A 13,793-nucleotide genomic window follows, 5' to 3' on the forward strand; every position below is an offset into this window, starting at 1 on the left:
TATTGTCATGAGTCATGACACGTGACACCACTGACCGGCGATCCTCGCTCCTCGTGTGGGGAGCGCTGGCCATCGTCTACGTGGTCTGGGGCTCCACCTACCTCGGCATCGCCATCGTCATCGAGACGATGCCGCCCATGCTCAGCGGGGCGCTGCGCTTCATCACCGCCTCGGTGCTGCTCGGCGGGATCCTGCTGGTGCGCAAGGGCACGGCGGCGTTCCGGATGACGCGCCGGCAGTTCGGCGGCGCCGCGCTCGTCGGCCTGCTGCTGCTGACCGGCGGCAACGGCATGGTCGCGGTGGCCGAGCAGCACATATCCAGCGGCCTGGCCGCCCTGCTCGTCGCCTCGGTGCCGCTGTGGCTGGTGGTCTTCCGCATCGCGGCCAGGGACCGGCCCGGCGTGCTCACCCTCGCCGGGGTGCTCGTCGGCTTCGCCGGGGTCGCCGCGGTGTCGCTGAGCGGCGGCGCGACCGGCGACACGGCCGGCGTCGTGGTGATCCTGGTGGCGTCCGCGTCCTGGTCGATCGGCTCGTTCCTGTCGGGCCGCATCCAGATGCCCGCCAACCCGTTCGCCGCCAGCACGATCGAGATGGTGGTCGGCGGCGCCGGCATGATCGCCGTGGGCCTGACGGCCGGCGAGCGGCTCGACCTCGCCGCGGTCTCCGGCCGTTCGTGGGCGGCGCTGGCCTACCTGGTGCTCGTGGGCTCGCTGATCGGCTTCACCGCCTACAGCTGGCTGCTCGGCAACGCGCCCATCTCGCTCGTGTCGACGTACGCCTACGTCAACCCGGTCGTGGCGGTGCTCCTCGGCATGCTCGTGCTCGACGAGCAGGTGACCGGTCAGATCGTACTGGGCGGTCTGGTCATCCTGGTGGGCGTCGCCCTCGTGGTGTCCACCGAGCGACGCTCCAGAGCGTCCAGGAAGGCCGAAGGGGAGGCGGTGAAGGTCTGACCCCTCGGGACAGGCCCTAGCCCTTCAGGAACGCGCCCGCGGCCTTCAGGAAGGCGTCGTTGGCCTCCGGGTCGCCGATCGAGACCCGGGCGCCCTCGCCCTCGAACGGCCGCACCGCCACGCCCTCCACCGCGCAGGCGGCGGCGAAGTCCATCGTGCGCTCGCCGGTGCGCAGCCAGACGAAGTTCGCCTCCGTGGGCGGCACCGCCCAGCCCTGGGCGATGAGCGTCTCGCGCACCCGGGTGCGCTCCTTGACCACCGCGTCGACCCGTTCGAGCAGCTCGTCCTCGGCCTTCAGCGAGGCGATCGCGGCGATCTGCGCCAGGTGGTTGACCGCGAACGGGATGATCGTCTTGCGCACCGCCGTCGCCACCGGCTCGTGCCCGACCAGATAGCCGACCCGCAGCCCCGCCAGCCCGTACGCCTTGGAGAACGTGCGCAGCACGCACACGTTGGGCCGGTCGCGGTAGAGGGTCAGGCCGTCGGGCACCGACTCGTCGCGCACGTACTCCCGGTAGGCCTCGTCCAGCACCACCAGCACGTCCTGCGGCACCCGGTCGAGGAACGCCACCAGCTCGCGCTCGCGGACCGCCGTGCCGGTCGGGTTGTTCGGGTTGCACACGAACACCATGCGGGTCTCGGGCGTGATCGCCTCCGCCATGGCGTCGAGGTCGTGCTGCTCGTCGGACAGCGGCACCCGTACGGACGTGGTGCCGGACAGGTCGGCCAGCAGCGGGTACGCCTCGAACGACCGCCACGCGTAGACGACCTCCGCGCCCGGCTCGCCCACGGTCTCGAACAGCTGCTGCGCCACCGTCACGGACCCGGCGCCCAGCGCGATGTGCTCGAACGGCACCCCGAACCGCTCCGCGATCGCCTCGGTCAGCTTGATCGCGCCGGGGTCGGGATAGCGGTTGACCTGCCGTGCCCCCTCGGCGATCGCCTCCACCACCGAAGGCAGCGGGTCGTAGGGCGACTCGTTGGAGGACAGCTTGTACGACCGGCCGTCGGGGGTGGTGACGGCCTTGCCCGGCTTGTAGGCGGGCATCGTGTCCAGAATCGTGCGGAAACGAGGCATGGCCTTACCTTATGGCAGCCGGTCGGGGGCCTTCCCGGTCACTCCTTGAGGGAGCGCAGCATCGGGGGATGCAGCAGCTCGGCGGGGCCGCGGCGGTAGAGCTTGGCCGGGCGGCCGCCGTCGCGGGTGGTGGTGGCGCCGGTCTCGACGAGGAAGCCCTCGGCCTTGGTGACCTTGCGGTGGAAGTTGCGCGGGTCGAGCGTCCGGCCCCAGACGATCTCGTACACGCGGCGCAGGTCGGCGACCGTGAACTCCGGCGGGCAGAAGGCGGCGCCGAGCGCGGTGTATTCGAGCTTGCTGCGGGCCCGCTCGACGCCGTCGAGCATGATGCGGCGGTGGTCGAAGGCCATGACGGTCAGCGTGTCGACCGGCTGCCAGCTCATGTGGGCCTTCTCCGAGGCGGGCAGGTCGGGGGCCAGGCCGAGGTAGGCGACGCTGAGGACGCGCTGGCGGGGGTCGCGGTCGGGGTAGCCGTAGGTCTGGAGCTGCTCCAGGTGGACGGGGGCGCCCGGGAGGCCGGCGCGCTCGGCGAGGATGCGGTGGGCCGCGGCCGGCAGGTCCTCGTCGAGCTGGATGAACCCGCCCGAAAGCGACCAGCGGCGCAGGAACGGCGGGTTGTCGCGCCGCCACACGAGCGCGCTCAACGCCTGGTGTCGCACGGTGAGCACGACCAGGTCGACGCTGACCGGGATGCTCGGAACCATGCCAGGCACGTTACACGGCCCCGGCGCCGGTCAGGCCGCGATGCGGACGTGCAGCGGCTCGGTGGTCTCCTGGCCCGCCGCGGTCCTGACGCGGATCCTGACCCATTCCCCGGCCGGGACCAGCGTCCAGTCGAACGGCACCCAGGCCGTGACCATGTGCTCGGGCAGCTCCTCCAGCGGGTCGAGGTCCAGCCAGCCGGCCTCGGCGACGACGATCTCCCTGGAGCCGCCGGACCATTCGATGCTGACGGTGCCGTCCTTGAGGTTGTAGCCGCGCACCTCGACGCCGTCCTGGGGGGCGCGGGCGCGCCTGATGGCGTCGACGGCGATGGGCCGCTGCCAGTCCTTCTTGAGCTCGCTCTCCAGCGACGGCGTGCCGCAGGTCATGTAGTCGCTCCACATGTACGAGACGATCTTCTGCACGTAGCGGCCGGCCATGGTGACGGCCTGGTCGAGGCGCTTCTTGTCGGTCTTGCCCCGGGTGCCCTGGGGGGCGCACGGCTTGTCGCCGGACGGCTCGAACGCCTCCACGTTCGCCCAGAGCTGCACGTTGAAGCCGGCCTCCAGCATCTCCTCGCGGGCGGTCGCCATCTCGCGGTAGTAGTCGCGGGTGGAGCCGTGGTAGGCGATGCCGTACGTGGTCTCGCCGACGATGGAGCGCAGCCGCTCGTCCACCTCCTCGTCGCGCTGGTCGGGCCAGAACAGGCCCACCTTGCCGGTGCCGCGGCTGTCCTGCGGGGCGATGATGCCGACCCCGGTCCTGGTCAGCGCCTTGAACGCGGCGGCGACCTGGGCGGGCGTCTGGCCGAAGGCGACCCGCTTGCGCGCGTCGAGGTAGGGGCTGATCAGGATGGGCTTCTCCGGCAGCTCCTGCTGGACGATCTTGTGCTGGTCGGCGTACACCTGGAGGGTCGGGTGCTCGTCGGTCAGCGACTCGCTCATCTGCACCTCGAACGGCTGGTAGACGCCGCCGAGCGACCCGCGGTCGGCGAAGCGCGCGCCGTAGTCCTGGAGGATGCGCCGGGTGAGCGTGGTCAGCGTGCCCAGATGCTCCGGGTTGGCCCTGATCTGCACCTTCGGGTCGCGCGGCGCCAGCGGCAACGCCGGGAACACCCGCACGCCGAACCGGTCACCCAGGTCGAGCAGCTCGGTCAGGCTGTCCTCGGGCGCGCCCGCGATCAGGATCAGGTCGTACGTCCTGGCCCGGCTGAAGTCGCAGGTCGGGTCGTCGGAGCCGTCCATCGGGGCCAGGACGCGGAAGTAGAGGTGCTTGCCGCCCCGGATCGTGCGCTCCATCGGCGCGCACCTGAACAGGCCGGGGCCGAACGACTCGTCGGTGCGGTAGACGTACGTGCGCCCGATGCGGTTGTCCGGGTTGGCCGCCTCCAGGTCGCGCACGGCGGCGGCGTGGCAGGACAGGCCGTCCTCGACGCAGTCCTCGTAGCGGGCGTCGACGGTGCCGTCCTTGGCCTGGACGAAGCCGTCGTCGTCGACCGTGCGGTACTGCAGGCCGTAGCCGATCCTGATGACGGTGTCGCCGCCGACCTGGTGGATCTCCTGGAACTGGCGGCGCCAGGTGCACGGGTTGGACCGGGGGGTCACCCAGTAGCCGGTGACGGCGTACGGGGCCTTCTCGCCGGTGTCGAACGTTCCGCACGGGTCGGTGAAGCCGGGGACCGACGGGGTCCGCTCGGTCTCGCTCGGCGTCGGGCGCGCGGTGCGGGTGGCGGTCCTGACGGGTTCGTCGTCGGGCAGCACCACGATCACGGCCCCCACCGCGGCCAGGATCGCTGCCCCCAGGAGTACGAAGAGCCAGCGCACGTTCAGGAACCTACCGCCCTCATGATCTGCCCGGGATAAACGCTTATCGCTTGACGCCGGCCCAGGCTTCGAGCTGCGAGACGAACCGCTTGGCGGAGTTGGGCCAGTGGTGGTTCGCGCGTGCCGCCGCGTAGCCGCGCGCGCCCTGCGCCCGGCGCTCGCGCACGTCGTCCCTCAAGGTCAGCACCGCCTGGGCCACGGCCTTCGGGTCCTCCCAGGGCACCACGACGCCGCTCTCGTAGCGCTCCACGAGCTCGACCGCGCGCGGGGACGGCGTGGTGATCACCGGGATGCCGTGCGCCATGTACTCCACGATCTTCGTGGGCATCGAGTGGCGGTAGTTCGGCTCGTCGTGCAGCAGCGACAGGCCGGCCAGCGCGCCGTCGAGCCGCTTGAGCGCCTCGTCGTTCGGCATGAAGTCGCGCCACTCCAGCAGCCCGTCGGCGACCGCCTGGTTGAGCAGCGGCCGGCTCTGCGGGTCGGCGTAGCCGATCAGCTCGACCGTCACCCGGTACGGCTGGAGCAGCTTGGCGACCTCGATCGACTCCATCACCCCGCGCGCCCTGGACAGCCAGCCGAGGTAGACCACCCGGTCGTCGCCCGGCGGCGTCACCGAGTCGGGCACCCACGTCTCGTTCGGCACGATCAGGTGGGCGTGCTTGAACCGCCCCGCGTAGGCCGTCTCGGCCAGCAGCAGGTGCAGGTTGCTCTCGGCGGCGCCCTCCAGCATGCGGGCCAGGAAGCGCGCCGGCGGGCGCAGCGGCGCGGGCAGCCACGGCTTGAGCGACAGCGTCGCCGGGGTGTCCTCGTGCACGTCCCACACGACCGGCGGCCTGTTGCGCACGCCCCAGACGGCGAACAGCAGCTCAGGGTCGTGGATCAGCACCAGGTCGACCTTGCCGCGCATCCGCTTGAACAGCCTGCGGGCCTGCCAGGTGGCCGACAGCCTCTTGCGCTGGACGGCCCTCGGGAGGTCGGCGCCGTTCACCCACGGCCTCGGCACCACGCCGTGGGCGGTGAAGGGGGCGGCGTACGTGACCTCATGACCGGCATCCACGAGTGCGCGGATCTGCCTATGCAGAATTCTCGCGTCCTCGGGGTTATGCACCACCGTCATGACGAGCACGTGCACTGCGCGCAGCCTTCCGTCGCTACAGCCGCTCGACGCGTTCACCCTCGGTGAGAACACCGCGGGTGTCGAGCACGAGCCGGGCCTTAGCCTCGACCATGCCGAGGTCGAACGCGGCGTGCTGCTGCAACAGCAGCGTCACGTCGGCGTCGGCCACGGCCTGGGCCAGATCTTCCTCACGCCCGACGGGCGTGCCGTCTACCGACCACTCCTTGACGTACGGGTCCGCGAACGTGAGCTCGGCCCCCAGCTCCAGCAGCGCACGCGCCACGGGCAGGGCCGGGGTTTCACGCTCGTCGGCGATGTCCGGCTTGTAGGTTACGCCGAGCAGGACCACCCTGGCGCCGTTGACTGCCTTCTTGTGCCTGTTGAGCAGGCGCTGCACGCGGGCCACCACGTACGACGGCATCCGCTCGTTGATCTCCTGGGCCAGCTCGACGAACCGGAACGGGTAGCCGAGCTTGCGGACCGTGTAGGACAGGTAGGACGGGTCGACGGGGATGCAGTGCCCGCCGACGCCCGGCCCCGGCAGGAACTTGTGGAACCCGAACGGCTTGGTCGCCGCCGCCTCGATCGCTTCCCACAGGTCGACGCCGAGCTCGTCGCAGAAGATCGCCATCTCGTTGACGAGCGCGATGTTGACGTGCCGGTAGGTGTTCTCCAGCAGCTTGGCCATCTCGGCCTCGCGGGTGCCGCTGACCGGGACGACCTGCTCGATGAACTGGCCGTAGAAGGCCGTGGCCCGGTCGCGGCAGGTCAGCGTGTAGCCGCCGACGACCTTGGGGGTGTTGCGCAGGCCGTACTTGGGGTTGCCCGGGTCGATGCGCTCGGGCGAGAAGGCCAGGTGGAAGTCCTCGCCGGCGACGAGGCCGGAGGCTTCGAGCAGCGGGCGGGCCACCTCGTCGGTGGTGCCGGGCCAGGTGGTGGACTCCAGGACGACGAGCGTGTCCTTGGTGAGGTTGCGCGCGACGGTCTGGGTGGCGCCCTCGACCGCGGACAGGTCGGGGCGGTGGTCCTCATCCAGCGGCGTCGGCACGCAGATGACGATCGTGTTGCTCCGGGCCAGTACGGACTCGTCGAGCGTGGCGCGGAAACCGTTGGCCAGCATGTGCTCGAGGTCGGCGTCGGTCAGGTCATCGATGTAGGACTGCCCGGCGTTGAGCGCGTCGATCTTCCGGGGGTCGACGTCCACGCCGACGACCCGCAGCCCGGCGGCCACAGCCTCTTTGGCGAGAGGCATGCCGACGTAGCCCAGACCGATGACAGCCAAGTCGATTTCTGTCACAGCAGTGCCTTGGAGAGCCGGAAACAACACTTCATGGTCGCAAAGGTTATCTCAAGTCCACCTAGCTCACGCCTAATGCGACCGAACCCGTCACAACAGACAGCCAATCCGTAGGTCATCATTCGGCAAGCGATCGGTAGAGAGCCTGATATGTCTCGGCAACGCGGCTCCACGTGCGCTTCGCCGCGACTTCCGCCCGTCCGGCCTCGCCCATCTCGGCGCGCTTGGCCGGGTCCTGGGCGAGCCCCGCCAGCGCCTTGGCCAGCGCCTCCGGGTCGCCGGGCGCCACCAGCATGCCCGCCCCGTCGGAGCCGACGAGCTCGGACAGCGCCGGCAGGTCGCTGAGCACCACGGGCTTGCCCAGCGCCATCGCCTCGACCGGCTTGAGCGGCGTGACGAGCCGGGTGACCCGCAGGTCCTCGCGGGGGCAGACGAAGATGTCGATGGCGTCCTGGGCCTGCAGCGCCTCGTCGGGGCCGACCCGGCCGGGCAGGATCGCCGTGGTCAGGCCCAGCTCCTCGACGAGCTCCAGCAGGTTGGCCCGCTCGGTGCCGTCGCCGACGAGCAGCACCCGCACCGGGGCGCCCTCGTCGCGCAGCAGCGCCGCCGCGCGCAGCAGTGTGGCGAATCCCTCGTAGGCGACGATGCTGGACACCGAGCCGACGACGATCTCCTTGTCGCCGATGCCCATCTCGCGGCGGAACGACGCCCCGTCGTAGTGGGCGGTCAGCAGCGCGTCGTCGACCGCGTTGGGGGCCAGGTGGATGCGCTCGCGGGGCACGCCCCGCTCGACGATCTCCGCCGCCATCGTCTCGGCCAGCGTGACGACCGCGTCGGCCTCGTTCATCAGGAACGCCTCGCGCTCGCGCTGGAGCACGTGGCGCTGGCTGCCGATGCGGACCGGGTCACGCGAGGCCCAGGTCTCCTCCAGGAACCCGCGCACCTCGTACACGAACGGCGTGCCGGTGCGCTCGCGCACCGCGTGGGCCACCGAGCCGTTGCGGTGGTCGGTGGCGGCGTGCAGCACCTGCGGCCGGAGCTGGGCGACCAGCGTGGTGACGGAGTCGGCGCCCCTCACCATGCGGCCGTGCATCTCGAACGGCACCTCGCCGTGCCCGTCGGGCATGTGGCGGTAGTAGGGGATGCCGTCGATCTCCTCGTACGGGGAGGCGTCGGCGTGGCCCTGGAGCATGGGCCAGCCCCAGCTCGTCACCACGTGCGGGTCGAGGCCCGCGGCCTTCTGCGCGGTGACGATGCGGTGGGTGCGAACCGTGTAGCCGGCCTGCGTGTAGGGCAGCGCGTTGGTGACCAGGTGGACCACCCGCCCGGCCACCCGCTCCAGGATCGCCACCTTGGGGCCCGGCGGGATCGGGTCGGGACTGATCGCCGCCAGCTCGCCCCGGTAGTACTGGTAGCGGCGCTTGACGAACGGGTACTTGACGAACGGCTCCAGCACGTCACCGGCCTGGCTGACGCGGCCGGTGTTCCAGTGCTCCTTGGCCTCGTCCCAGGGCGCGCGGACCATGCGCATGCCGAGCTTGCGGGCGATGTGCCGGGCCTTGCGCGCGGCGGGCCAGGCGACGCTGCCCACGACCGGACGCAGGCGCGGCGGCATGGCGTCTGCCGCCGCCTGGGCGGCCCTGACCGGATCGGCCCGCACCTTCGTCACGACGACGCGGGTCACGATGATCGGATGCTGGATGAAGCCCTTCAGAAGTCCACCGACGCCGGCACGGGCAGACTTCGCGGAAACCCCAGCGGAAACTTTTGAGGAGTCTTGACGACTGGCGTCGGATGCCACGCGGTGACCGTACCATAGGCAGCGTTTTTTCCCTTCCGCTATGAAAGGCGAGGTCAATGAGGGAGAACCCCCTGGTCCTGCACGTTCTGGGCGCTCGTCCCAATTTCGTGAAAGCGGCCCCGGTGGTGCGAGCACTCGGCGAGCTCGGCGTGCGGCAGGGCATCATCCACACCGGTCAGCACTACGACGCCCTGATGTCGGACGTGTTCTTCGCCGACCTGGGCCTGCCCGAGCCGGTGGCCAACCTGGGCGTCGGCTCCGGCAGCCACGCCAAGCAGACCGCCGCGCTGCTCGTCGGCCTGGAGGAGACGTTCGAGCAACAGCAGCCCGACCTGGTGGTCGTCTACGGCGACGTGAACTCGACGCTGGCCGCCATCCTCGTCTGCGCCAAGCTCGGCATCCGCACCGCGCACGTCGAGGCGGGGCTGCGCTCGTTCGACCGCGGCATGCCGGAAGAGGTCAACAGGATCGTCACCGACTCCCTGTCCGACCTGCTGTTCGCCACCTCCCCTGACGCGCTGTCGCACCTCGCGGCCGAGGGCGTGCCCGCTTCCAAGGTGCACCTGGTCGGCAACCCGATGATCGACAGCCTGTTCTCGGCGCTGCCGTCGCTGGACCCGGCTCCGGTCGTCGAGCGGCTGGGCCTGACCGGCCGCTACGCCGTGGCGACGCTGCACCGCCCGGCCAACGTCGACACCCCCGAGGCGGCCCGTGAGCTGGTCTCGGCCGTGCTGGAGGTGTCGCGGCAGATCCAGATCGTGGTGCCGATCCACCCGCGCGGCCGCACCCGGCTGGCCGAGGCGGGGCTCGTGGACGGCCCGTCGATCAAGGTGGTCGACCCGCTGGGCTATGTGGACTTTCTCTCACTCGTACGGGGCGCCGCGCTGGTCGTCACCGACTCCGGCGGCGTGCAGGAGGAGACGACCATGCTGGGCGTGCCCTGCCTGACCGTGCGGCCCAACACCGAGCGCCCGGTCACGATCACGCACGGCACCAACCGGCTGGTCACCCCGGCCCTGCTGCCGGCCGCCGCCGAGAAGGCGCTGGCCGACGGGGCGGTCACGCCCTCGGGCGAGCTGCCGCCGCTGTGGGACGGCGCCGCCGGGCCGCGCATCGCCCGGGTGATCTCGGCCTGGCTGAAGGGGGACAACCTCTCGCCCGCCGCCCAGGGGACCCGATCCGAGTAAAACCCCCATTTCGTACGGTGTCCGCCGTACTATGACAATCCTCCGCAGAGCGATAGGCGATACCTCATGGCCGAAACCCCAGAAGAGCCCGCGTTCCAGCGGCTCGGTCCCGTCAACTGGCTGCCTGAGGAGCGCAAGGTCGTCGAGCGCTACGAGGCGGAGGTCGTGGAGCTGCGCAGGCGGCTGGAGATCGCCGAGGCCAAGGCCGCCTACGCCACCTGGAAGCTGGAGGCCACCCAGGCCAAGCGGACGTTCAAGCTCGGCGAGGCGATCGGGTCCAAGAGCCCCGGCAGGGTGCTCGACGCCGTCCGCTCCCGCGAGCGCGCCCCCAAGCCGCCCGTCCCGGTCACCGAGGTCGTCGAGGCCGCCGGGAAGCGGCCGCCCCGGGTCGAGATCCCGCCGGTCAAGTGGCCGCTCGGCCCGGTCAACCGGCCGGACCTGAAGGTGGCCGTGATCCTGGACGACTTCTCCAGGATGGCGTTCCGCTACGAATGGGACCAGATCGAGTTCGGGCTCAAGGACTGGCCGGAGATCTTCGCCGAGCGGCGGCCCGACCTGCTGTTCTGCGAGTCGGCCTGGCACGGCAACCAGGGGCGCTGGCGCTACCAGATGACCGGGACCAACGCGCCCAAGGAGCCGTTGCGGGAGCTGGTCGCCTGGTGCAAGGCGGAGGGCATTCCCACGGTCTTCTGGAACAAGGAAGATCCGCCCAACTTCGACTTCTTCATCGACACGGCCAAGCTGTTCGACTACGTGTTCACGTGCGACGGCGACATGGTGCCGAAATATCGCGAAATATTGGGACATGATCGGGTTGATGTGTTGCAGTTCGCGGCGCAGCCGCGCGTGCACAACCCGATCCAGCAGAAGCAGGGCCGCCTGCACGACGTCGTCTTCGGCGGCATGTACTTCCGCGACAAGCACCCCGAGCGCCGCGAGCAGATGGAGATCGTCCTCGACCCCGTCCGCGAGCTCGGCCTGCACATCTTCGCCCGCAACGGCGAGGTGGACGAGAAGTACGCCTGGCCGGAGAAGTACCGCCCGCACATCGTCGGCGAGCTCCCCTACGACCAGATGCTCGCCGCGTACCGGATGTACAAGGTCTTCCTCAACGTCAACTCGGTGCTGGACTCGCCCACCATGTGCGCGCGGCGCGTCTTCGAGCTGTCGGCCTGCGCCACCCCGGTCGTCTCCGGCTGGTCCCGGGCCATCGAGGAGACGTTCGGCGACCTCGTCCCCATCGCCCGCGAGCCGATCGAGTCGTACAACCAGGTCCTGCACCTGATCAACAGCCCCGAGCTGCGCGCCCGGATGGGGCACCTGGCGATGCGCGAGGTGTTCGACAAGCACCTGTTCTCGCACCGGGTGGACCAGATCCTCCAGCTTCTCGGCCGCCCCGTCACGCCGCGCACCCGGTCGATCTCCGTCGTGCTGCCCACCAACCGCGCCTCGCAGATCGAGCACGCGATCTCCTCGGTGGCCAAGCAGATCCACCGGCCGCTCCAGCTCGTCATGGTGCTGCACGGCCTCGACATCGACCCCGTCGTGGTGGCCGACAAGGCCCGCATGGCCGGCATCACCGACGTCGTCGTCCTGCCCGCCGCCCCCGAGCTTTCGCTCGGCGCCTGCATGAACCTGGGCATCGACGCCGCCGAGGGCGAGCTGATCGCCAAGATGGACGACGACAACCTGTACGGCGAGCACTACCTGTCGGACCTGGCCCGCTCCTTCGACTACACCGACGCCGAGCTGACCGGCAAGGGCGCCCACTACTCCTACTTCGAGGGCACCAACACCACGATGCTCCGCCTGCCCGGCCTGGAGCACCGCTACTCGTTCCTGGTGCAGGGCGGCTCGTTCCTCGGCAAGGCCGACATGTTCCGCTCCTACCAGTTCCCCGACCTGACGCGGGGCGAGGACACCCACCTGGTCCGCCGCCTCAAGGAGGACGGGGTCAAGATCTACTCGGCCGACCGGTTCAACTTCGTCTACTGGCGCAGCGCCGACGCCTCCATGCACACCTGGCAGGCGGACCACATCAAGCTGACCCGCAACGCCCAGTTCTCCTTCGTCGGGCGGCCGGACGACCACGTGCTCATCTGATAAAGGGGATGAATCCCTCCGGGTCCGGTGCGAGGCTGGGCCCGTGAGCAACACGCGTACCGTGATCCTTCTTGAGGGCGAGAGCGACAGGGCGGCGGTCGAGGCGCTGGCCCGGCGCCACGGCCTCGACCTGGCCGCCGAGGGCGTCTCCCCGGTGGCGATGGGCGGCGCCACGAACATCGGCGCCTACGTCGGCAAGTACGGCCCCGCCGGGCTCGGCCTCCGCCTGGCCGGTCTGTGCGACGCCGGGGAGGAAGGCGACTTCCGCAAGGCCCTGGAGCGCGCCGGGCTCGGCGCCGACCTCGGCCGCGACGGCCTGGAGGCGCTCGGGTTCTTCGTCTGCGTCGCCGACCTGGAGGACGAGCTCATCCGCGCGCTCGGGACCGACGCCGTCGAGCGGGTCATCGACGCCGAGGGCGACCTCGGCTCGTTCCGCACGCTCCAGCGGCAGCCCGCCTGGCGCGCGGGCAACACACACGACCAGCTCCGCCGGTTCATGGGGTCGGGCAGCGGCCGCAAGATCCGCTACTCCAGCCTGCTCGTCGACGCCCTGGACCTCGACCGCGTGCCGCGCCCCCTGGCCCTGCTCCTGGCCCACATCCGGCAGTCCTAGCACGTCCTGGTACGCCTGTTTACGTCCTAGTCGAGGACGGCGGTGGCCTCCACCTCCACCAGCAGGTCGGGCTCGCCCAGCGCCGCCACGCCCAGCAGCGTGATCGGCTTGACCGGGTCGACGCCCAGCCTGGCCGCCGCCCTGGCGACGCCCTCACCCAGCAGCGGCATCTTGTCGGGAGTCCAGTCGACGACGTAGACGGTCAGCTTGGCCACGTCGTCGAAGGACCCGCCGATCGCGGCCATCGCCGTGCCGATGTTGAGGTACGCCTGCTCGACCTGGGCCGCCAGGTCCCCCGCGCCCACCGGCGTCCCGTCGGCGTCACGCGCCACCTGCCCGGCCAGGAACACCAGCCTCGACCCGCTGGCGATCGACAACTGGCGGTAGACCTCCGGCTTCGGCAACCCGTCCGGGTTGACCAGCGTCACGCTCATCCCTGCTCCTTCGCTCGTCGGGCATCCGCTCATAACATAGCAGCGCTATGTATTGTGGGGACATGGCGCGAACGAAGGACCCGGCGATCCGCTCCCTGCTCATCGACCGGGCGGCCCAGATGCTCGCCGCCCGGGAGCCCGTCACGCTCCGCTCCCTGGTCGCCGGCACCGGCGTGTCGACCATGGCCGTCTACACGTACTTCGACGGCATGGACGGCCTGTGGACCGCGATGCGCCAGGAAGGCTTCACCCGGCTCGCCGCCCGCCTCGCCGCCGTCACCCCCACGGACGACCCCGTACGCGACCTCGCGGCACTCGGCGCGGCCTACCTCTCGAACGCCCTGGCCTGCCCCGACCTGTATCGCGTGATGTTCGACGCCCGCTTCGAGCTGGCGGACGCAGCCGCCGCGGACGACACCCTGCACTGCCTCGTCACCGGCGTCGACCGCGCCCGGGCGGCCGGCCGCTTCCGCGCCGGCGTCGACCCGCTGGAGCTGGCCACGCAGAGCTGGATGATCGGACACGGCCTGGTGTCACTGGTCGCCACCGGCCCCCTGCCGCCGCAGACCCTTGCGCACGGCGTCCCCCTGCTGACCGCCCTCTTCGTCAGCGCCGGCGACACCCCCGACCGCTGCCGCCGATCGGTCGAACAGGGCTGGCACCCCTGACCCGCCCGGCCCTCACC

General features: G+C 70.7%; 12 protein-coding genes. 5 read left to right on the forward strand and 7 right to left on the reverse strand.

Translation table 11 applies throughout. The features are described 5' to 3' along the window. The first annotated feature begins 14 nt into the window (after positions 1-14). Positions 15-953 carry an EamA family transporter gene (locus AB0G11_RS39310; protein WP_219498949.1) on the forward strand — a complete coding sequence of 313 codons (939 nt, stop codon included), beginning with the start codon at positions 15-17 and terminating at the stop codon, positions 951-953. Between the two features lie 16 nt (positions 954-969). On the opposite strand, the gene hisC is transcribed toward AB0G11_RS39310, so the two are convergent. From hisC to AB0G11_RS39340, 6 genes are all read right to left on the reverse strand, one after another. Next, positions 970-2,031, reverse strand: a complete 1,062-nt coding sequence (hisC, locus tag AB0G11_RS39315; protein ID WP_357591726.1) for a histidinol-phosphate transaminase — start codon at positions 2,029-2,031, stop codon at positions 970-972. A 38-nt stretch (positions 2,032-2,069) separates the two neighbouring features. Further along, positions 2,070-2,735 carry an NUDIX domain-containing protein gene (locus AB0G11_RS39320; protein ID WP_219498941.1) on the reverse strand — a complete coding sequence of 222 codons (666 nt, stop codon included), beginning with the start codon at positions 2,733-2,735 and terminating at the stop codon, positions 2,070-2,072. A gap of 30 nt (positions 2,736-2,765) precedes the next feature. Next, on the reverse strand, positions 2,766-4,556 hold the full coding sequence (locus AB0G11_RS39325; protein ID WP_357591728.1) for a DUF4434 domain-containing protein: 1,791 nt from the start codon (positions 4,554-4,556) through the stop codon (positions 2,766-2,768). A 43-nt stretch (positions 4,557-4,599) separates the two neighbouring features. Continuing rightward, positions 4,600-5,688 carry a glycosyltransferase gene (locus tag AB0G11_RS39330; protein ID WP_219498936.1) on the reverse strand — a complete coding sequence of 363 codons (1,089 nt, stop codon included), beginning with the start codon at positions 5,686-5,688 and terminating at the stop codon, positions 4,600-4,602. Positions 5,689-5,707: 19 nt separating this feature from the next. Further along, positions 5,708-6,955, reverse strand: a complete 1,248-nt coding sequence (locus AB0G11_RS39335; RefSeq protein WP_281426673.1) for a nucleotide sugar dehydrogenase — start codon at positions 6,953-6,955, stop codon at positions 5,708-5,710. Positions 6,956-7,088: 133 nt separating this feature from the next. Beyond that, positions 7,089-8,654 carry a glycosyltransferase gene (locus tag AB0G11_RS39340; protein ID WP_357591730.1) on the reverse strand — a complete coding sequence of 522 codons (1,566 nt, stop codon included), beginning with the start codon at positions 8,652-8,654 and terminating at the stop codon, positions 7,089-7,091. Positions 8,655-8,827: 173 nt separating this feature from the next. On the opposite strand from AB0G11_RS39340, the gene wecB reads away from it, so the two are divergent. From wecB to AB0G11_RS39355, 3 genes are all read left to right on the forward strand, one after another. Then, entirely contained in the window at positions 8,828-9,958 is a 1,131-nt protein-coding gene (gene wecB, locus AB0G11_RS39345; protein WP_357591732.1) for a UDP-N-acetylglucosamine 2-epimerase (non-hydrolyzing), read from the forward strand. Positions 9,959-10,024: 66 nt separating this feature from the next. Further along, on the forward strand, positions 10,025-12,061 hold the full coding sequence (locus AB0G11_RS39350) for a glycosyltransferase (RefSeq protein ID WP_219498922.1): 2,037 nt from the start codon (positions 10,025-10,027) through the stop codon (positions 12,059-12,061). A 43-nt stretch (positions 12,062-12,104) separates the two neighbouring features. Further along, positions 12,105-12,674 carry a TOPRIM nucleotidyl transferase/hydrolase domain-containing protein gene (locus AB0G11_RS39355; RefSeq protein WP_219498919.1) on the forward strand — a complete coding sequence of 190 codons (570 nt, stop codon included), beginning with the start codon at positions 12,105-12,107 and terminating at the stop codon, positions 12,672-12,674. 26 nt (positions 12,675-12,700) lie between these two features. Here AB0G11_RS39355 and AB0G11_RS39360 read toward each other — a convergent pair whose 3' ends face one another. Beyond that, complete coding sequence (locus AB0G11_RS39360) at positions 12,701-13,108, reverse strand: RidA family protein (RefSeq protein WP_219498917.1); 408 nt, start codon at positions 13,106-13,108, stop codon at positions 12,701-12,703. Between the two features lie 62 nt (positions 13,109-13,170). On the opposite strand from AB0G11_RS39360, the gene AB0G11_RS39365 reads away from it, so the two are divergent. Next, positions 13,171-13,776, forward strand: coding sequence for a TetR/AcrR family transcriptional regulator (locus AB0G11_RS39365; protein ID WP_357591734.1), 606 nt, complete (start codon positions 13,171-13,173; stop codon positions 13,774-13,776). Positions 13,777-13,793 lie beyond the last annotated feature (17 nt).

The sequence above is a fragment of the Nonomuraea sp. NPDC023979 genome (assembly GCF_040639085.1).
Classification (GTDB): Bacteria; Actinomycetota; Actinomycetes; order Streptosporangiales; family Streptosporangiaceae; genus Nonomuraea; species Nonomuraea ceibae.

Bases quoted from the DNA above. Each gene is read 5' to 3' on its own strand.
- AB0G11_RS39350 (WP_219498922.1), top strand. From the start codon at position 10,025: ATGGCCGAAACCCCAGAAGAGCCCGCGTTCCAGCGGCTCGGTCCCGTC.
- wecB (WP_357591732.1), top strand. From the start codon at position 8,828: ATGAGGGAGAACCCCCTGGTCCTGCACGTTCTGGGCGCTCGTCCCAAT.
- AB0G11_RS39320 (WP_219498941.1), bottom strand. From the start codon at position 2,735: ATGGTTCCGAGCATCCCGGTCAGCGTCGACCTGGTCGTGCTCACCGTG.
- AB0G11_RS39310 (WP_219498949.1), top strand. From the start codon at position 15: ATGACACGTGACACCACTGACCGGCGATCCTCGCTCCTCGTGTGGGGA.
- AB0G11_RS39360 (WP_219498917.1), bottom strand. From the start codon at position 13,108: ATGAGCGTGACGCTGGTCAACCCGGACGGGTTGCCGAAGCCGGAGGTC.
- hisC (WP_357591726.1), bottom strand. From the start codon at position 2,031: ATGCCTCGTTTCCGCACGATTCTGGACACGATGCCCGCCTACAAGCCG.
- AB0G11_RS39365 (WP_357591734.1), top strand. From the start codon at position 13,171: ATGGCGCGAACGAAGGACCCGGCGATCCGCTCCCTGCTCATCGACCGG.